Source organism: Candidatus Harpocratesius sp., assembly GCF_054039255.1.
In genome coordinates this window covers 61600-82567 of sequence record NZ_JBPLBG010000029.1, presented here as the reverse complement: position 1 = coordinate 82567, position 20968 = coordinate 61600, and the positions used below count along the sequence as shown (strand labels likewise).

The window sequence follows — 20968 nt, the reverse complement described above, 5'->3', positions numbered from 1 at the left end:
CAGTGAAAATAGTGAAAAAAGTGAAAATAGTAAAAAAAGTGAAAATAGTAAAAATAGTAAAAATAGTAAATATAGTAAATTTAGTAAAAATCAATATTAAATAAATAGAGATAGAAAATGCAAATTTAGCTTTTATCTTTTGAATTTTTATTCAAAAAAAAGTGATATAAACAAAATAAGCAAAAAATTTATGTCACAAAAGGCGCGTAATTAAATCTATTAATAATATAATAATTTTGAGCATTATGAAAAAAAGTGATAATCATATTGAATCAATAAATGAAAAATCTACTAAAAAATCAGATGTAAAACCAACTGAAATACTGGACTGTATTGGTGTTTTTTGCCCAGAACCACTTTTTCAAACTCGATCTAAAATCGATAATTTAAATTGTGGTGATATTTTAGAAGTACTTGCAGATGATCCTGCTTCTAAAGAAGATTTAACTCGGTTTTGCAAACGTACTGGTCATATATTGCTCAAAGTTGAAGAAAATGCCGGTGAATTTCGATTTTTAATTCAAAAAAAATAATTAAAAAATTTTTCAGATGAAAATAATGAATGAAAAAAAAGAATATCTACTCTATGTTCAAACAAGTGATAATCCAGAACGACAATATTCTCCACTAATATTAGCTCAATCTGCGAAAGCTATGGATATTGATGCGAAAGTATATTATTTAGGGCAAGGATTAAGGGTTTTGTTACCTGAGACTGCTAAGAAAATCCAATTGGGAAAATTTCCTAATCTTTTTGATACATTAATTAAAACCAATAAGATGGGTATTCCGATTTATGTATGTGAAGCTTCAAAACAAATGTTAGGTTGGGAATCCATAGAATTACCTTCTTTTTTGCAAATTGTAGGTGCAGCTACTTTAAATGATTTAGTATATGATGCCAAGGGAACAATGTGGTTCTAATTTTCATAATATTAAGATTATTAAGCACCAAATTAAAGGAGATCAAAAAATGATAACTCAAAATTCTCAAAATTCTCAAAGTTCTCAAAGTTCTCAAAATTCTAAGAATAGAGATGAACCTCAAAAGCATCAAATAATTAATTTAGATTACCAATCAAGCAAACCTGTTGATGAACGTGTTATTAAACACATGCTTCCTTATTTTAACCAAATCTACGGCAATCCTTCTTCTTTACATACAATAGGTGATGAAGCGGAAGATGCTATGGCTAAAGCTCGCGAACAAATTGCAGATTTTCTTTCAGTTTTACCTGAAGAAATTTATTTTACTTCTGGTGCAACTGAATCGATAAATTTAGCACTTTTTGGATATGCAATTCGTAATCGTAGAAAAGGTAATCATATAATAATATCAGAAGTAGAACATATCTCACAACACAATCTTGCAAAATATTTGGAGAAAAATGGATTTGTTGTATCAAAAGTTCCCGTAGATCAATACGGAAAAATTCGGATAGATAAACTAAAAAAACGAATAACAGAAAAAACAATTCTAATCTCTGTACAGTACGCCAATAATGAAATTGGAACAATTCAACCAGTTCAAGAGGTAGGGGAGATAGCTGCCGAAATGGGAATTGCATTTCATTCTGATGCAGTTGCTGCTCAAAGCCAAATTACATTAAACCCAAAACAACATCATATTAACCTAATGTCCATTAGTAGTAATGATTTTTATGGACCTAAAGGAATTGGAGTGTTATATCTTCAGAAAGGATATAGAGTATCTCCGTTGTTGATTGGAGGAGGACAAGAAAAGGGAATTAGATCAGGAACTGAAAATGTCGCGGGTATTGTTGGAATGGCTTATGCAACTAAATTATTAAAAGAACATCAAACTGAAGAAGTTGAAAGATATATGCATTTTCAAAAGAAACTGCAAAAAGAAATACTTGAATCAGTTCCTCATTCATATCTTAATGGTCACCCTAAAGATCGATTACCTAATAATTCACATTTCCGATTTGATGGTATAGAAGGTGAATCCATTTTGCTAATGTTTAAAGAACATAATATCGCTGTTTCAACAGGTTCTGCTTGTAGCTCAAAGACATTAGAACCTTCTCACACGTTAATTTCTACTGGTTTATTACATGAAGAAGCACATGGTTCATTAGAAATTACCACAGGTAGATTTACAAAAGATTTTCATATTTCAAAAGCAGTGGAATTAACACCTAAAATTGTTGAGCACCTTCGTGCCCTATCTCCACTGTATTCAAAAACAAAGGTGATATAATGAAATCAACAAAGTATTCAGAAAAAGTTTTAGAACATTTCCGAAATCCTCAGAATGTAGGTACTCTTTCTGGTGAAAATGTTGCCTTAGGAAGGGTTGGCAATCCTACTTGTGGTGATATTATGGAGATGTACATAAAAGTCGAAGATAATATCATTAAAGATATTAAATTTCAAACATTTGGATGTGGTTCAGCTGTAGCTACAAGTTCAATGACAACATTAATGGTTAAAGGTATGACATTAGATGAAGCCTTGAAAGTGACTCGCAATGATGTTGCTGAAGAACTGGATGGTTTACCACCTATAAAAATGCATTGTAGTAATTTAGCTGCAGATGCACTACATGAAGCAATTAAGAATTATAAGGCTGGAATATTAATCGAGCAACCTGAATCTATTGAAAAACCGATAGAAAATAAATCTATTTTGGGAGAATTAGAATACCTTGGAAAAGGTGTTTATTATTCAATTACTAATAAGGAATATTTCAAAGACCAACGTGTTTTAATTAGATTTAATGGTGATGAAAGTATTCGTGCTGCTTTAGAATTAACAAAAATTACTAATCGAGTGATAATTTCAACATCTTCCACTAAAATTCACACAAATGACCAAGAATTAAAAACCCAATTACGAAATTCAAACGTAAAAATCCTAACTGAAGCAAAAATTCTAGCTGTTATGGGAGATGATGAAGTTGAAAAAGTTCGAATGTTGGATTTGGATGAAGATAGTGAATATGATCTTTTTGTTGATCGATTAGTTTTATTAAATACTGTTTCTATTCCACCTGTGTGTGAAGATATTTAAAATTAATAATGAATTTTTTTTTTACTTTTTACTTTTTATCTAAATAGAAATAATTTAAAAGATCAAGAGATTTGTTGATTAATATAAACTTATTCGCACTAATTTACACACGTAATTAACCTCTTTACTTAATATTAAGTTAAAAGAAACATAGTAATATTTTATTTGCCAAAATTTTTTAGGGTAGTGCGTTGAACTTATTCTACAAGCAAAACATTTGAAATGATTTATAATTTGTCCAATCAATTTATCAGAATGTTTTGCATTTATTGGAGTTGAATTAAACCTATGAATATTTTGAAGTTAATAAAAGGTATCGTTAAAGGCATCGCTGTTATTATTTCAGTGGCATTTCTTATTAATGCTTTAACAGGACTAACAACAGTTGTAGATATGATGGATAATCAAGGCGTGCAAGTTAACGATATTAATCCAGGGGATTTTAGAATAAAATTTGATGATCTTCATATTGAAATCGGGCTTACAATTAATAATTCTGGAATTTATCCATTAGAAGGTGTAAAATTGGGAATGCGCGCAGAATTAAAATCAAATATTTCAGATCAATGGTATGAAATAATAGATACTGACAGTACAAAATTAAATGCTTCCATTCCAGCTGAGGGAGAAAAGATATATCCAAATCAAGTGCGATCTATAGTATTAAATGCTAGTCTTCCTGATTTTACTAGTGATCCAACGCAAATTGCAACAATACTAGGAATAAGTGATCCAAATTGGGATTTAGCAGATCTTTTAAACACATCTTTTGAAATCCGTGTATTTCTAAGTTTTGATGTTGCTTATGCGTATAAACAATATAATTTACACATAGGGATTTTATTAAATTCAGCAGATTTGGAGGTCGGATTCTAGTGAAATTGGTTTTTCGAATTATTTTAGCAATTTTATCTGCAGCTGCTGGATACTTCTTTTATATTATTGTTCCAGAGTACATTTTCGATTTAATTGACAGAGGTCAAGAATATTTAACATTCATTGACATCAGCATTGGAAATTATGATCAATTACTTTTCTATATAAAAAGCACTGGTTATATAATATTAGGTGTTGCATTTGCATATAATGTTGCTGCAGATAAAACTAAAATTAAAGCAATTTGGCGATTATGTCGATTGTTTCTAAAAATAGTATTTTGGGGATTGTTCCTATTTTTAGATTTTAACACAATTGATCTTTCAGCAAGTATATTATCTGATTCTTCTTTAGCTGTAAATATTGATATCGAAAAATTATTCTATTTTACAATGGGAGGAGTAATTTTTGATATAATAATTACTATACTAGACTTTTTAATTGCATTTATTCCAGAAAAACCAAAGGAGGTAAAATAATATGTCATGGATAGATGAAATACTAAATTTTTTAGCTCCAATTACACCATATGTTAAATGGTTAATTTTGTTTATTACCCCAATATATATCTCGCTTGGGGAAATATTTGCAAAATTAGCTCTTGCTTTTATCGAAATATTACCCAGTGATTCGTATATAATGTCTTATATAATTGCGGGAATTTTTGTAGTATTGGGTATCATATTTGGAATTATTTCTGAAAAAAATCAGAAAGAAAAAACAGAAGCTGGATTAGTTGAAAATACGTACACAGATTCATATACTTCTGCCGTAGATGTAGAAGATACAGATGAATCAGAACCAAATGCTGGCCAAAGCACATATTTTGGTGAAAATTGATTATTATATCTTAATAATTATGAATTTTTACTTTTTTCTCTTTTTTTTTGTTGCAAGAATTTCAGTAATTTACGATCATTTTATTACGTAGTATGAATTCAGTAAAAGTTGGAATTCTTTCTCTTCAAAAATCATGTATATAATAAACTATATTTCTTTCATATACATATGACCGAAGAAATACCTTTTTCTAATCTTCAATCTAGTGTATCTTTCAATAAAAAGAGAATATTTCTGAATTTGTCTTCCTTTCAAATGTTGGCAATGTTTCGCCGGGGTTTATTCTACACATTTTTATCTATTTACATGCGATATTACCTCACATTGAGCGTAACAGCAACTACATTATATGCCTCAATTCCAATGGTACTAAGTTCTATATTTCAAATGTTTGTATGGGGAAAATTATCAGATCGGCTGCAACGTCGACGAACATTCATAATTCTAGGAGAAATAATAGCAGGAATATTACTTTTGTTTACTTATTGGATACATGCAGGTGTTTCAGATTTAAAACTAGCAGGATATATAATAATAATTGGGTTGTCGATTATTGAAATTTTTTGGTCAATGTCAAATATTAGTTGGAGTGCTTTAGTTAGTGATTTATATCCTTCAAAGGAGAGAAGTCGTATAATGGCTCAATTAACCAGCATTGGTGGAATAGGAAGGATAATTGGGATTTTTTTAGGAGGAATGCTTTATGATGGTTTTTTTTCTCAGAAATTTTACGAAGGATGGGGATTTAGAGAAGGTGCTTTATTCTATATTGCTTCAATAGTAATGTTTCTTTCAGTAATTCCAATGTTTTTTGTTCCTGAAGGAGGAATTAATACATTAAAACAATCTGAATCGTATTTAAAACATCATACAAATAATTCTAAAAAAATCAAAGAGGAATTATCAGAAAATCAATTAACCAATGAAAAAGACTCTTCATATTTTCTCAAGATTTTTATTATTTTCATTATCTCTTTAGTATTCATAAATTTTGGGCGAAATTCAACTGCCACAATATATTCTCAATATCTCAAACTTCCTGATCTTTTTTCCCAAAATATCGGAAGTGAAATGATTTCATATATTGCAAATGTACGTTCATTTGCTACAATAATAATGGGTATGCTTGTTGGAATTCTAAAGCGAAAGTTAGGTATTTCTAAATTACTTCTTTTAGGAATTATTCTGGCGATTGTATTTTTGGGATTGACAACATTTGCTTCTCTTCAGTTAATTTTTATTGGTAGCCTTTTTGCAGGAATTTCTGAAGTAATTATTATGGCTTCTACTTATGAATATGCTGCAGCTTTGATTCCAGAAGAAAAGCGAGCAAAGTTGTTTGGGATTTACAATGCCACTTTTTTCCTCTCTTGGGGATTAGCTGGAACATTGATTATTGGTCCTGTTGTTGATGCTATGATTTCAATTGGACATTCACAAATTTATTCTTATAAAATGGCTTTTTACTTATCAATGATTATTACAGCGATAGGATTTGGAATATTTCTAGGATTATCGTTATATCGAAAAAAAGAAGAAAAGAAAAGTTGAATATTCCTTAAAAAACTTATTCGCACCTAAAAATTTAGTGTTGAATTTAAAAAAAATTGTAAAATCTCTTTTTATTTTTTAATTTTTTTTTATTTCAAGGCATCGTTCTGATTTTCATTATGATTTGTTGCTTTTATTGGTTTTACATCTTTTGATTTAATCAATTCGTTCAAGATTTCAGGATCAGTTGATGGACTATGAATAATCCGAGCAAGAACTTCTGCAGGTGTAGATGTGGTGCTTGGTTTATGAGTTTCTTTTGTTTTTGTTTCCTTTATATCCTTTGTTTTCTTTGAATCTTTTTGTTCTGGTCTTGTTTTATTCTTTTCATCGGATGCAGTAACAAATTTATTTTTCTTAGGAGGAATTAATTGTGTTTTTGTTCGTTTATCACTTTCGGTAATTGCTTTCTCAATTATTGAATTTTTAATACCAAGAATGGGTGTGATTGCATTAATATATGCAGTTTGAAAGAGATCTCTTCGAGTTCTAAATTGTGCATTAACACTTTTACCTTTACGAATGCCTTTTCGAACTGAATGGAGTTTACGAATTATTTTTGGATATTTTAAGTATTTTTGATATGCAACTAAATATGAAGCAAGAATCGCTAAAGTACCTAAGAATAAATATCCTGTCCATGTAGGTAATCCTGAGCTATCATGTTGAATAAATGTAACAGTTATAATAAATTGTTCAAACTGATAATCTGGACCATTATAGACCGTAATAAAAATCGGATAAACTCCTTCTGGTATATTCCGAGAATCTTTTTCTTGAAAATCAATTGCATAAACTCCAGGGGAAATTTCTTGCATTTCTCCCTGTCCAAATTCCCAAGAATAAGTAACACGGCAATTTTCAATAACACCCCCAAAATCAGTATTTTCAATGCTAATATTTAAATTAAAGGAACTTCCTGGTGATACAGTGATTGAATTGTTTGCTAGTGGTGTTGATATTTTTGTTTGAATGGGTTGAATTATTAAGCGAAAAGTATATACTCTATCTTCATAATATGGTTTTTCAGCAAAAATTGAGATAACAAATGCTCCCAATCCAAGATATGTAGAATTTATTTGAAATTCTGTAGTTGAATTCTCCAGATTTTCTTGTTTATATGCATTACTGGAAATTCCAATAAGATTGAAATTCATTTTTTCTATAGTTGCATTGGTGATACAATCTATTGCATTTACAGAAATTTCAATTGTCCCAGTTATTGGAATTGAAATTTCATCAGACTGCATAATATTCCAATTTTGATTATTCAAAGAAAAATTAATATCTGCCTCTCTGGGTGTGATTTCTAATTCAATTACCCGAGATACATAATTATAATTTTCTTTTTCAATGATTAAAGTAATATAGTGTATTCCAATATCCATGGTAGAAGTATTTATTAAAATTTCATGCTTAAATCCAGTTTTATCTGTAGTATAAATAGAAGAGTTAGATAATCCTGCTAGAGAATAATTAGAACTTTCCACATATTCTGAAGAATTCTGATCAAAAAGATAAAATGAAATATTAAGTGTATTTTGTATAGGAACAGATATTTGGGGAGAAATTGTTGCATTCTTTCCATTTAAGAATAAAAATAATTGGATATCACGGGGTGTTATTTCTATTTGTATTTTTTTAAAACCTGTCTGATAATTATCTTGAGAGATATATAAAGATAAGACATGAACACCAATACCTAAAGTAGAAGAATTCAGGATAAATTGGTATTCATTTAAATTTTGGGTGAAAATATAGTCATTTTCATTTAACTCTGAACTCAAAAGCAATCCTTCGCTATTATTTATACTTTTAGTTGTATTTTCATCTTGATATGTTGATGTAATATTAATTTTAGTACCATACATTAATGAAATTAAAGGAGTATTATTCACATTGAACCCATTTATCCACACATTGAATAATGTTGGTCGCCCTTCAATATAAATCTCAATTACTAAGTTTTTACTTAAATACAATCCTTGACCGAGAACTGTAATATCCATGTAGTATTTCTGACCTGAATACGTATTTGTTGTATTGAAATGAATCGAATAGATACCTCCATCATCATCAGTTATATTAACACTGGACAATGAACCAAGCCAATCAATCTGAAAATTTGCTTCTGGAATTCCTGTTTTGCTTGCTAATTCTGTATAATTTAACTGTATGGTAATTGAAGAATTCCAAGGAACGTTAATGGAGTAAGCATTTACTGGTTCTAAACGAGTTGCAATCGGAGTTTCTTGATGAATGACAGTATAAGTTACATTAAGAAAAACCTCATCAATAATTAATGTTATATTTTCTGAAAGTTCAAATGTATCAGCTAAATATAATTCAATTTCTATTGAGACATTTTGATCCACTTCTGTCAATAAAGATGAAACATCAAATCCAGCACCTCCTTTAACATGTTGTGGAGATGTTGAAGTATTTATCAATTTGATAACTTCAGTATGTAGATAATGATTTAAATAGACCCGAATCTCGCTATTTTGAGAAGAGCTAGACCATAGTTTATTAGTGAAATAAGTAAAATCCAAGGTCGCATTATTAATAATTATTTGATCACCAGGATACAAAGATGAATTAATCATTTTTCCTGTTTGAGACCAACTAACTGAAGAAAATTCATCAATACGTTTTGTATATGAAAAATTTATTGAGAAAGTTTTGATTCGGAGCATATTCCAATAATCATAATCTGTTGCGGCATTATCTTCACATTTTATATCCATTCCAATAATGACAGTAAAATTATGAGAATCAACAGCTAACACTTGACTAATATAAAATTTCATATTTATTTCTGAAACAGCTTCTAAAAATGTATCTGCTAAAGTGAGAATGGAAGGAGAATTTTGTCCTAATGTAGTTGTTTTATATGATGCAATTGTATATATATTGGATTGATAAAGATCAGCCACTCTTATATAAAATTCCACGTAATCATAGGTTACATGTTGAGATACTAGCTGGTTATTCTCTCCTGCAATTTCACCATCATCAGCTGGAGTATCAATATTAATATCTACAGATGCGTTAATGATTCCTTGTACTGAGGCAGAAGTAATTGTGTAATCTGTCATATTCTCTGGAATGCTAAAGTTATGAACCCATTGAATGCTCGGAGTTTGTACTGCTGTCTCTCTCCAGCTGTGATTTGCCCATAGTCCAAAGGAATCGATTCCGTAAGAGGGACTAGGATCATTCCATGGCCATTCTGGGTAGGCTGGAAATTCAGGATTTTGTTGGGCTGTCCAATCAGATGAATTTATAGGATCTGCAATATAGGTGAATTGCCTTTCTTCTCCAATAACTTTAAAATTAGCATTATTTCCACTTAAATTATAATCTGTATCATTTAAATCTCCTTGTTTTGCTCCAATCCAAGGTGAATCTATCCCTACAAATCCAAAAGTTGGATCACGAATTAATTGTTGAGTAAAAATAGTCTGATTTTCAATTATTGAATCACCTTGCTTAATTGGATAGAAAATGGGTGTTGAACCCTCTCTTTCTTCGAATAATTTTAAAAAAGTCGGCAAAAAGATTGAAGCAATTAAAATTGATATAATAAATATTGTATTTTTGCTATTTCTTAATTTCATTATTTTCACTCCTTAATTTAATGTCCGCTTACGCCAGTTTTCAAGGCGTTTAAAGATAATTTTCCTTCGAAATGCATCAATTTGCGTTTGAAGTTGAAGATCTTTAGACCAGTTTGTTATTTCAGAAATCAACCGAGTAAATTTAGTTTTTCCTTCATAAAGTTTGATCAATAGTTCAAATTCATTCACTAAATTTTCTGCATTGGTCTTTGGTAAAATATTTTTAATAAAATCGATTTTTTCGATAATTTTTTTATATTCTGGAGAAGATTCTGTTCGTACAAATGTTGCGTTTGTATTTATTTCATTTTCTCCGTTTTTCATTATATTTTTTTTAATTTCTTCTTTTTTTACATTAATCCCTCTCTTTACAGAGTCAATTTGTTTATTTAATTGTGATATTCTTTCAGATGGTTTTACAAGTGATATTTTCGATTTGTTTCTGTGAATAATTTCATTTTTAGGAAGAGCTACTTTTTTGGGTAAAGAAACCTTTCGAAGACTAATTTTTTTTTCAAGATTTGTTGCTTTATCTTGATAAGTTGAATTTGTTGAAATTACAGATGTTTTAGGTTTTATGATTTTGTTGTGTTCTATTTGATTCTTATTTTTTTCTGTGTTATGTTCTAAACTTGCTATGTTTTGGTGTTTTAAGAAAGAAGATGTCTCAAATTTTACTGAAATTCCTTTTAGTGGTGTAGGTTTGATTGGTTTTTTTATTTTTGATGTCGATTTTGCTTTTATTCCAGTAAACTGTGTTGAAGTAATACTATTCACTTTATTATTATGATTGATTGCACTTTGATTATTTCGAATGTCTATTTTTCGGATTATTGAAGGAGTATTTACTTTAAATCCTTCTGATAATTCTTTATGGGCACTAATCCAAGCATCTTCTAAGATAGGAACGAAGATCTTAATATGTTCTTCCAAAACACTGCCCACAGCAGCAACCTCCAATGCACTTGTTTCTATATTGTTATGAATTGAGCCATTATCTTTACCTGAATTGGGATTATTAACAATTCCTAAGATTATTTCTTCATAATCTCTATGAATTCCCCAAAGATTTTGTACCTCTCTGTCTCGATAAGATATATTTACTTTACTATCTAATTTATGCATTATCATCTGATGAGTTGGATCTTTTTGATTTATTGATGCACATATTCTTATATTTAGGTGATTTGGTAAATTGATTAAAAGATCAACATCTAAATCGTTTAATCTTGGTAATACTATCAAAGCTTTCATTTTTGTTCGCTGTAACATTTCTAAAATTTGTGCCTGCATTCCTTCTGGACTTCTAATAAACCAAACATCTTGCATGGAATAATTAGATTTTGCCATTGCTTCTTGCCAGAAACGATTCAAAATAGATAATTCTAAATCAATTCTCTGCTGAATTTTACCTAAAATATCATCTAAAGTTCGAGTCAACTTCTTTGAATAACTTTCCTTAAGATTTCCAAATGAATCAGAAACGTTTCCTGATATTGAATTTAGTGTGGATTGGGTAGATTCTAATGTTATTCCAAATTTTTTTATTACTGAATTAAAAGCATCCCTAATTTGGATCTCTATTTCGTCAGCATTATCAGGTATCTGCATAATTTCATTAATTGTCTCCTCCAACACTCTTGTAAGTTTTCGCTCGAAATTCAATTTCATTTCACTTTTTACTGATTTTAAATGAGCATCAATACTTCTCTCAATCATTTGCTCTACAGTGTTTACAATAATACCTAACTGCAACTTTTCGAGATTAATATGGATTTTTTCCTTTAAATTCTCAAATTCAACCATTATTGAATCAAAATAATTATCTAATATGGCAATACTTCGATCTCGCAGCATTTTTAATTTAAGTACCGTTTGTTTCTGGTTCTTTAATCGTTGAAGAATTTTATTAAGAGATCTCTGTTGATCAACAAGTTCTAATGATAATCGTTGCTTCATTTCATGCATTTCTTGAACAAATTCAAGTAAATTATGTAATCCTTTTTCATTATTTGAGTTGCTTTTCAAAATTGATCTTTTTAATTCAACAGGTGTTCTCTTTCGCAAATCATTTATCATTGCTGTGAATTGAGATAATTGAGCCGTTAAAGCAACATAAGGAGGCAGTGCTTGGAAATGTTCAATTTGTCCAGGAATAATTTTTAATAAATTTTTAGAAACCAATGAATTAATGCTTGTTTGAATAATTTCTGTAGGTAATGAAGTTATTATGGCTATTTCACCCTTAGAGACTATCCCTTTATCTTTAATTTGTTGATATATATCGATTTCTTGGGTTGATAACCCTGCATTTAGTAATGCTTCAAAAATCATGGAATTTTCTCTCCTTTCTTTCACAATGTTCATTTTTTACATACCTTTCCTTATTTTTTTTTAATTTTGATCACATCTTTTTTCATTTAGCTTTTTTTTCTTTATTTCCATTCTTTTGTTTGTTTTTTATATTATTCTCCAAATATTTCTCTAAAATTCAATCTGTTCTTTATATGTTAATTCTAACAAATTTAACGCTAATTCTCCTATTTCATTGGTAATAGGAGCCACTAATGATTTTTCATCTATTGCATCTGGTTCAATTGCTGTTCTATCGGCAATATTATTAATTAAGTATTCTGGAAATACAATTAAAGGAGTTATTTCACTAATCATACATACCCAATCATTTCCATGTCCATCTGGAATCAATCGAATAATATTAAAAGTTATTAAACGATCAAGAATTTCTCTCATTTTTGAAAATTGTGAAATTACTCGTGGAATTTTCTTTAAAGGATATGCTCTATTTCTTAAAAGCGATAAAAAATCAAATGTATCTGGTTCTAATAGCAATTGTGCAAAAATGTTACTTTCTTCATCCATCTTTTCAAATGGAGAATAGTTTTCATAAAACATTTTTAGTTCTTTTAAGTAATTTTCTTTAATTGTTGAATGTCCTTGAAGATTAGCAATAACTTCTTTTGGAGGCGTCCGAATTAAAACAATATCTTTTATTAAGAAAATGTATTCTCCTTGTCCACGGATTATTCCTGTTTTTTTATCCTTTATTCCTTTGACCCAATCTCTTCGAACCAAGTTCAATTCAACAAAAGGCTTAAGTAAAACATCGATATTGATGTTATGCTTGTAGTGTTCTAATTTTTCTTGAAGATTATATCTGGAAATTGGAGCTTTTCTTAATAGTTGTAAACAGAATTCACGTTCATAAGTTGCAAAAATTAGTGCTGCTTTTTGAAGTTTAGTTAAGTTATTAAATCGGTCCATCTGAAAGGCGCAGAATTTTATTTCTTCTAAAATTCCATTTTGAATTTTTGTTGAAGCTTGAAAGTTACGCAATTCAGATAGAGAAATACTATCAAATTTAGTTTCTAAGCGAGAAACAAACATCTGAAATAAATTTTCTACAATTTCTAGTTCAGTATTCCACTCAAAAAGTGCAACTGTCAAAAATTGTAGATTATTATCTGTTTTTTGATAATGTGATAGAAATTTGTAAGAACTATCTTTTAGTCGCCCTGAAATTGTGCTTGAAACTTTATTATTATGAGTTTTCGAAGAATATCCAGCGGTGTGTTCATAGAATAAACGAAATTTTTCTTGTTTTGAAATTAATTTTTCAATTTGTTCACCCTCATAATCCATTCCATGAGAACGAGCAACAATTCTAAATTTTGGTTCAATTTCACCCATTTCAGTTTGATTTAAATCAAATTGATAAGTTATAATTCCAATAACCATTTAACTAACTTCCCCCTTAAAAAGCAAACTCTTTAAACTGAGCAAAATGGTATTTTAACCAACTTTTGCTTGGCACATTTGCCATGCAATAAATAACGCTACATTATAATTTAAAGATTTGGAAAAAATTTTTTTTTCTTTTATGCGATTAGAGGGAAATTAATCAAGTTAAAACTGTATTTTTTAAGATTCTCGATGTTTATGCAAGAAGTGTAAATTCGATTCGGAATTCTATCAAATCACTTTGAGTTTTGACCTTCACTTCGTATGGAAGTTTGTTTAATATTGCCAAAATGGCAGTATTTTGTGGGGAAATTTCTCCATAAAACCCAGTTACTCCATTTTCAATCGCAATTTCAATCAATCGCTTAAAAATATGTGTACCTATTCCCTTTCTTTGCCATTTATGAGAAACTACTGTTGCCATTTCTGCCCAATTAGTATTTCCTGATATCTCCCGATAATAGCTTCCAGCACATATTATTTTTTTCTCTTCTTCTCTGTCTTCATCACCAATCAAGCCAATTATAACCATAGTATTATAGTAATCTATGTTAACTTCTAGTTGAGTTTGTTCGTGTGGGAAAATTTTCTTTGGAACCAAAAATCTTAGTCGACGACTTATTTCATCAAGGTGATAGAAGAAATCTTGTAGGAGTGATTCATCTGTTGGCTTCACAGGACGGAATTGTACGAACTCATGATGAAGTGTCTCATATAACCATTCATATTTATTAGGATAAAGTGCAATATGACCATCGATACTAGTTGGAAGAATTTGATCTTCATAAATTAGGTGCATTTGTTTAGCCTCGTTCAATAATTCCTTCCTAAATTTAGGATGAGCTATCCCGATAAGCTGAAGTGCTCGTTCTCTAATATTACGACCCGCTAAACGAGCAATCCCCCATTCTGTTACTACATAGTGAACATCACTAGCTGGAATACTTGAACGAACAACTAACGGCACAATTCTTGAAATTTCACATTTTTTTGTGGTACTTGGTAAGATAATTATCGTTTTTCCTTGTGGATTTAAGGCGGTTCCTTGTATAAAATCTAATTCGCCACCGATTCCACTGTAGAATGAATTTGAAAGATGATTTGTTATTTGACCTGTCAAATCCACTGCAATCGCACTATAAATTGAACAAGGTTTATTATTACGAACAATATTGTGAATATTTGTAATGAATTCAGTTGGATGAAACTCAAAAAATGGATTGCGATCGAGTTTTGAATAATATTTTTCGGAACCAACCGCAAAAGAAGTCATTATATGTGTATATTTATTTTTTGAGCAGGAGATTACTCCTTTTTCAAGTAAATCGAATAATTCATTATTTAAAACTAAAACTTCTGAATAAATAGCTAAATCCTTTTTACTTTCCAAATATTTCCAAATTAAAGGTGGAAGCTTTCCTAAACCAATATTTAAAGTACTTTCATCTTCGATTAAGCGCGCTACATAAAGACCAATTTTCTCCATGATCTTCTCGCTAAACTTTTGTTTGATATCCTGCTTGATATTTTGTTCTGTTTTTTGTCTCCCTAATGCAGATTTCATTTCCATTGGATATTCTAACAAGGATGTGTGGTGTTCTATATAAAAATCCGCTTCATCAAATCGAATACACGAATTTCCTGAAGTATATGGCACATTTCGATTAATTTGAAAAACAAGTTTTTTTGCTGTTTTTGCCACTGTATAATTAATATCAACATTGATTCCCAATGAGCAATACCCATATTTATCTGGAGGGGAAACTTGAAGAAATGCCAAATCAATTGGTATCGCCCCCTTTTTAAGTAGACGTGGAATATCAGATGATTTAATTGGAATAAAATCGCTTTTTCCTTGATTAACTGCTTTTCTCATCAAATCTGATGCAATAATTGACAAAGTTTGATGGCGAAAGTGAGTGGAGTGATTCTCAGAGAAATATTTTAAATCAGATAACGTTAAATAGTGAATCAATTGACAATCAAACCATCTATACTTCTTTCGTACTAATTCTTTCGAAATTATTATTGGTTCAGAACATCCAGTTCCTAAAAAAATACGATAACCCGGTTTTATTAGTTTTGTCAATTCGTTTAATTTTAGGAGTTTTGGAGATTGAGGCTTCTTCACAATGTTTCCTTCTGAAATATTATATTAGAAAATAATATAGCTATTAAGAATAAGAAAATTGAAGAAATAAAAAGATATGGAGACTTAAAATTAACTATACATGACTCGAAAATCAGATCGTATACCAATAGAACCGGAACCAGAACTTCCACTTATTGATTGTCACTGCCATTTTCCATTAAAACACCCTCCTAAAGGAATGCCACTTTCTTATGAAAAACAATATAACGAATTTTTCGATAAAAATGGACAATTGATTATTACTTCCACTGATTATTATGAATATAAAAATACTGCAGAATTTGTCAATAAACACGATAAAATATTGATGACTTATGGATGGGGTCCGCAAACTGTTACATACAGTCAAAAAGAAAAACATGATCTTGATTTTCAGAAATTTCTTGAATTTTGTCAGAAACACTCAGATGAATTTGTTTGTATTGGAGAAATCGGCTTAGATTTTCATCATGCTCGGACTCTTGCTGAACGAGAAAGACAAATAAATGTTTTTGAGAAAATTATTAAGGAAACTAAACATTTGGAAAAACCTTACAGTTTGCATGTAAGAAATGCAGGACCCCGAGATACAGACCCAAATAATCCAAAAGATCCATACAATGAGCCTGATAGGGTCAATAACATTATTTTAGAAATACTAGAAGATGAAAATATTCTACCTTCCCAAGTGATGTGGCATTGTTTTTCTGGACCAGCTAATTGGGGTCCTTATTTAGCAGAACAAGGTTATTATATATCTGTACCTGCTTCAGCCTTTGGGTTTCGTAAGTGGCGCCGTAATTTTAAAGGCGTTGATATTTCTCATCTATTAACTGAAACTGATTCAGCATGGCAACATCCTTTCAAAATGGGTGCTTTTAATATGCCAATTAATGTTAAATATGCTATTTGTGCGATTGCTTATCTCAATAGATCTAGTCAACAAGAAATTGCTCAACAAATTTTAGCAAATGCATCCATCTTTTTTGATCTTGATTTAAATTAAAAAATGTATTCTTTTTTATCTTTTAAGTGCGAATTAGTTCTATTTTTTTTCCTCAGCAACTTTTTCAGTTATTTTTCGGTACATTTTCAGTTGCATTTTCAGTTGCATTTTCAGTTGCATTTTTGGTTGCATTTTTGGTTGTATTTTTGGTTGTATTTTTGGTTGTATTTTGGTTATCATTTTTTGTTGATTTTTCGGCTGTTTTGTCAAGTGCTTTCTCTGGTATATTTTTAAAAATAAAATCTTGCAAAATATGCTTACGTAAATTTGAAAGAAAGTTAGGATTTATTTCAGCCATATCTTGAATTTTAATAAGATGTTCCTTGAAAAGATGTTCTAGTCGTTTTTGGTTAAAAAAAATAGGAAGCAATTGAGCAGGGAAAATCAAACAAATTATTGTGTAAGTCGATCCTTTATTTCTTAAATCTTCTTGTTCTGAATCCATTACTTTTAAACTATAAACTAAAGCACGTTGATCTTCTGATCCAAAGGGAAAAGGGCCAAATAATCCCTCATTATATTGTTGACCTTGCCCTAAACTTGCTGTATAAAGACTTCCAACTAAATATAAATTACTTATATATTCTTCACCTTCTTCAATTACATTTTCAATGGCTTGTAGTTTTGGACCAAAAACTTCATCCATTTTATAGGCAATCATAAAAATAGAATTGATTTCTTGTTCTGAAACCATATATCCTGAATATTGCATAGTAATTCGCTGAATTTCTTCTGAAATTAAACTTAGCAACATTTCTTCCTGTTTTTTTTGATCATTTAAGGTTTCCATTTTGCTGATTATTACCATATGGGTTTGCATTATTCGTTTTGCTTGCAAGTTCATACCTTTTTTAGTAGTCAAATCTTTCAAATCTTGTAGTAATAAATGTGATTTTGAGTATTCATGATTAAATGCATAAAATAATGCTCGAATGATTCCAGCTTCTGCATAATCAAGAAAAAGACCTTTCTCTTCAGCAAGGGAAAATGCATCTTCAATTAAAGAACAAGAACGCTGTATAAATTCTTGCTTTATAATTTTATTATGATTTTTTTCTAATTTACCTAATTGATCTGCTTTATCTGCTTTATCTGCTTTATCTGCTTTATCTAAATTGTTTAAATTATCGATATTTATTATTGAATTCTCCTCTAATTTTGCTTGATATTGTAATATCAAGATTCTAGTTAAAAGAAGTTTAACTTTGAAAAAATATTCATAAAATTTATGTTCTTCGATTAAATGAAGTGCGTCTAGTAGAACTAGTTCTGCTTCATTCAAATTCATTCTATCAATATTGATCATCCCTCTTGCAATTAAACAGATGATTTTTCCTTCATCATTTTTTAACTGTCCTGCAATTTCATCCAACTCCCTTAAATATTGATATGCATGCTTGTAATCACCAAGACTTTGATAAATTTCGACTAAAGAATTCAAAATATCTAATTTTTCTTCTAGTAATCCTGTGTTTTGCAGAATATTGTAAGCTTTAAGTAATTGTGTTAATGCTTTTTGATAATTTCCTTTACTCATCCAAAATTTTGCATCAGAGTCTAAGGAATAGATATAACCTATCTTATTTTCAAATTTCTCAAAAAGCTTAAAAGAATTTCTTAATATTTTCTCTGCTTCAATGATTGCACCTTTTCTAACAAGTAATTCCGCATAGCTTGCATAAATTGCAGCAAGATTCCTAAAATCTTTAATATTATTTGTAAAATCAATTGCTTCTTTAAATATCTCAATTGAACGATTAAATTCACCAAGTTTTCTAAGTATTTCAGCGTAATTCATCAAAAAAATTACTCGACCATATGGAAAATTTATCTCTTTTGATATTTTAATACATTCTTCTAATTCTTTAGAACTTTCTTGAAGTTTTCCTTCTTTTAGTAAAATTGTGACATAATTATTACGAGCTTGAATAGCCATTAAAGGTGAATTATCTTTAGAAAGAGCAATTGTTCGGTCCAATAAACGTTTTGATTCTTCAACTTCCCCAATATTAAGCCGATTTATCGCCAATCGATTAGTTGCTTGAGCTTCTTTGTCTTGTAAATCCAATAATTGATAGATTTGAATCGCTTTGAGAATTTTTTGATAAGCTTTTTCATATTTTCCCTCTTCATTATCTATTGTTCCCAATCCATTTAAAGCGTCAGCTTTTTCTTCCAAAGATTCAAGTCGCTCAGCTTCATTCAACACATCAAGATATTGGTCTTTTGCTTCTTGAATCTGATTATTTGCCCAATTACAATAAGCTAATAATACTTTTAGTTTTAAACGTTGAAGTTCAGACCATGGATGAGTTAATAATTGTTGAATACGTTTTTTTGCTGCGTTTGTATCTGTAAATTTTAGTTTATTAAGTTCATCAAATTCTTTCTCAAAATCTACCATAAATTATCAACTATTTAGCCGAAATACTCTCATCCATATTATACTTCTCATTCTTAAAAAATTTGCTCGATGAAGAATTTTCTTTTTCTTATATCTTATTTTTTTATTAATTAGTATTAAAATTGAAATGAATTGAAATTAAGTGAAATTAAGTGAAATTAAGTGAAATTATGTGAAATTATGTGAATCTTAGTGCGAATAAGTTTTCGTAAAGTTACCTTCTTAAATAAATAGACATACATAAATAGATCTGTTTATGTTAATCTATTATGACTCAGAAAACTATATCACTTTCAGAAAAAGCATATAAAGAATTAAAAAAAGCAAAAAAAAAAGGAGAATCTTTTTCTAAAACAATATTACGAATTCTTGGAATTTCTGATAATGCAGATATTATGTCCCTAGCAGGCGCATTCAATGAAAATTCAGATGAATGGGAACAAATTGAACAAATTCTGTATAAAAATCGAATAGATGAAAATGATTTGGATATCGAAGAAATTGAGGAATAATTATGCCGATACTAGATACAGATATTTTAATAAGCTTTTTGAGAAATAAAAAAAAAGCAGTACAAGAAATTAAAAAATTAATAGAATCTGAATCAAATCTTAAAACAACGATAATAAATGTTGGTGAATTATATACAGGTGCGTATTTATCTTCTCAAATAGCAAAAGATATTAATGCGATTGATAAATTATTAAAAAAATTTGATATTCTTGAATTCTCTACTGAAGATGCTCGTATATTTGGCCAAATTCAAGCAAATTTAATAAATACAGGAAACAAAATAGGAAAAATGGATATGTTGATTGGTTCAATTGCATTAAATCATGGTGAAACATTATATACAAGAAATGTTAGACATTTTTCAAAAATTCCATTATTAAAAATTAAAAATTGGTTCTTAGATTAATTAATTGAAAAAATATCGAAATAAATTCACAAATTGTGAAAAATATAAATTGAGAAAATGCTATTTTCTATTAATTCTTCTTATTTCTATCTTCAATTATTTTTTATTTTAAAAAAGACACTCAATTTTTCTATTTATTTTGGATAACTTTTATTAAGATGCTGTCTTTTTATATATTGTTTGGAAAATAATGTTTACTTCAAGATAATAGGAATGCGTTTCAATTTTTTCTTACTTCTCGCAAGAAAGTCCAATTGAATTTCATCTCCATTAAACTTCATGTTGACTGTTTTTCAAGCCTCTTGTTCGTTTATGAACAGGAAATTAATAAAGTAAGTGAAATAATATGGCTACTGGAACTGTTAAGTGGTTCAATTCCCGTAAGGGATTTGGTTTTATTACTCCTTCTGAAGGAGAAAAAGATGTTTTTGTGCATTATTCCGCAATTGTTACGGATGCAAACGAATTTGCAACCTTATACGAGAATGATGAAGTTGAATATGAATCTGTTCAAGGTGAAAAAGGTATGGAAGCAAGAAATGTGAAGGTCACAAAGAAAGCTCCCCGCCAAGAACGACGCAGTCGTAATTATAACAATAATTATTATTAAGCGCGGAAATAAGCACGGCGATCCGGGAATATCGACCGTACCAAACGTTAGAAATGGTGAAATCTTATCCCGGTTTTATTTTTGTTTTTTGTTTTCTTTACATATTTAATTTTATAATCATTCAAGCATTCAATTGTTAAAATTTTGATATTTTTATTCTTTTTAATTAACGTTGTTATTCATTATGATATTTCTTTTAAATCTTTAATAAAAATC

Annotated in this window: 15 protein-coding genes and 2 pseudogenes; 12 read left to right on the top strand and 5 right to left on the bottom strand. The window is 29.4% G+C overall.

Features of this window, described 5'->3' with window-relative positions; all coding sequences use genetic code 11:
• The first annotated feature begins 245 nt into the window (after nucleotides 1–245).
• From ACXLDF_RS05595 to ACXLDF_RS05560, 8 genes and pseudogenes are all read left to right on the top strand, one after another.
• Complete coding sequence (locus tag ACXLDF_RS05595) at nucleotides 246–533, top strand: sulfurtransferase TusA family protein (protein ID WP_457557511.1); 288 nt, start codon at nucleotides 246–248, stop codon at nucleotides 531–533.
• A gap of 25 nt (nucleotides 534–558) precedes the next feature.
• The gene (locus ACXLDF_RS05590) at nucleotides 559–924 is read left to right on the top strand and encodes a DsrE family protein (protein ID WP_457557510.1); all 366 of its coding nucleotides are present in this window, start codon (nucleotides 559–561) and stop codon (nucleotides 922–924) included.
• A 49-nt stretch (nucleotides 925–973) separates the two neighbouring features.
• Complete coding sequence (locus ACXLDF_RS05585; RefSeq protein WP_457557509.1) at nucleotides 974–2224, top strand: cysteine desulfurase family protein; 1251 nt, start codon at nucleotides 974–976, stop codon at nucleotides 2222–2224.
• Nucleotides 2224–2592, top strand: a pseudogene (gene nifU, locus ACXLDF_RS05580) (Fe-S cluster assembly scaffold protein NifU); the annotation flags it as partial. The gene ACXLDF_RS05585 and the pseudogene nifU, both read left to right, overlap by 1 nt.
• Before the next feature lie 732 nt (nucleotides 2593–3324).
• On the top strand, nucleotides 3325–3912 hold the full coding sequence (locus ACXLDF_RS05575) for a hypothetical protein (protein ID WP_457557508.1): 588 nt from the start codon (nucleotides 3325–3327) through the stop codon (nucleotides 3910–3912).
• Complete coding sequence (locus ACXLDF_RS05570) at nucleotides 3912–4391, top strand: hypothetical protein (RefSeq protein WP_457557507.1); 480 nt, start codon at nucleotides 3912–3914, stop codon at nucleotides 4389–4391. Before ACXLDF_RS05575 ends, ACXLDF_RS05570 begins: the two co-directional genes overlap by 1 nt.
• 1 nt (nucleotide 4392) lies before the next feature.
• Nucleotides 4393–4752 (top strand): hypothetical protein, encoded by a 360-nt coding sequence (locus ACXLDF_RS05565; protein ID WP_457557506.1) that lies wholly within the window; start codon nucleotides 4393–4395, stop codon nucleotides 4750–4752.
• A 168-nt stretch (nucleotides 4753–4920) separates the two neighbouring features.
• Complete coding sequence (locus tag ACXLDF_RS05560) at nucleotides 4921–6303, top strand: MFS transporter (RefSeq protein WP_457557505.1); 1383 nt, start codon at nucleotides 4921–4923, stop codon at nucleotides 6301–6303.
• Between the two features lie 89 nt (nucleotides 6304–6392).
• Here the strand turns inward: ACXLDF_RS05560 and ACXLDF_RS05555 are convergent, their stop codons facing one another.
• From ACXLDF_RS05555 to ACXLDF_RS05540, 4 genes are all read right to left on the bottom strand, one after another.
• The gene (locus tag ACXLDF_RS05555; RefSeq protein ID WP_457557504.1) at nucleotides 6393–9923 is read right to left on the bottom strand and encodes a hypothetical protein; all 3531 of its coding nucleotides are present in this window, start codon (nucleotides 9921–9923) and stop codon (nucleotides 6393–6395) included.
• A gap of 12 nt (nucleotides 9924–9935) precedes the next feature.
• The gene (locus tag ACXLDF_RS05550; protein ID WP_457557503.1) at nucleotides 9936–12257 is read right to left on the bottom strand and encodes a hypothetical protein; all 2322 of its coding nucleotides are present in this window, start codon (nucleotides 12255–12257) and stop codon (nucleotides 9936–9938) included.
• A 150-nt stretch (nucleotides 12258–12407) separates the two neighbouring features.
• The gene (locus tag ACXLDF_RS05545; RefSeq protein ID WP_457557502.1) at nucleotides 12408–13679 is read right to left on the bottom strand and encodes a hypothetical protein; all 1272 of its coding nucleotides are present in this window, start codon (nucleotides 13677–13679) and stop codon (nucleotides 12408–12410) included.
• Nucleotides 13680–13878: 199 nt separating this feature from the next.
• Nucleotides 13879–15813 carry a GNAT family N-acetyltransferase gene (locus tag ACXLDF_RS05540; RefSeq protein ID WP_457557501.1) on the bottom strand — a complete coding sequence of 645 codons (1935 nt, stop codon included), beginning with the start codon at nucleotides 15811–15813 and terminating at the stop codon, nucleotides 13879–13881.
• A 100-nt stretch (nucleotides 15814–15913) separates the two neighbouring features.
• On the opposite strand from ACXLDF_RS05540, the gene ACXLDF_RS05535 reads away from it, so the two are divergent.
• Entirely contained in the window at nucleotides 15914–16819 is a 906-nt protein-coding gene (locus tag ACXLDF_RS05535) for a TatD family hydrolase (protein ID WP_457557500.1), read from the top strand.
• Nucleotides 16820–16883: 64 nt separating this feature from the next.
• Here the strand turns inward: ACXLDF_RS05535 and ACXLDF_RS05530 are convergent, their stop codons facing one another.
• Entirely contained in the window at nucleotides 16884–19223 is a 2340-nt protein-coding gene (locus ACXLDF_RS05530; RefSeq protein ID WP_457557499.1) for a tetratricopeptide repeat protein, read from the bottom strand.
• 269 nt (nucleotides 19224–19492) lie between these two features.
• On the opposite strand from ACXLDF_RS05530, the gene ACXLDF_RS05525 reads away from it, so the two are divergent.
• The 3 genes and pseudogenes from ACXLDF_RS05525 to ACXLDF_RS05515 all read left to right on the top strand — a co-directional run.
• Nucleotides 19493–19735 (top strand): antitoxin VapB family protein, encoded by a 243-nt coding sequence (locus ACXLDF_RS05525; protein WP_457557498.1) that lies wholly within the window; start codon nucleotides 19493–19495, stop codon nucleotides 19733–19735.
• A 2-nt stretch (nucleotides 19736–19737) separates the two neighbouring features.
• Nucleotides 19738–20142, top strand: a complete 405-nt coding sequence (locus ACXLDF_RS05520) for a type II toxin-antitoxin system VapC family toxin (protein ID WP_457557497.1) — start codon at nucleotides 19738–19740, stop codon at nucleotides 20140–20142.
• Nucleotides 20143–20488: 346 nt separating this feature from the next.
• A pseudogene (locus tag ACXLDF_RS05515) lies at nucleotides 20489–20686 on the top strand (cold-shock protein); the annotation flags it as partial.
• Nucleotides 20687–20968 lie beyond the last annotated feature (282 nt).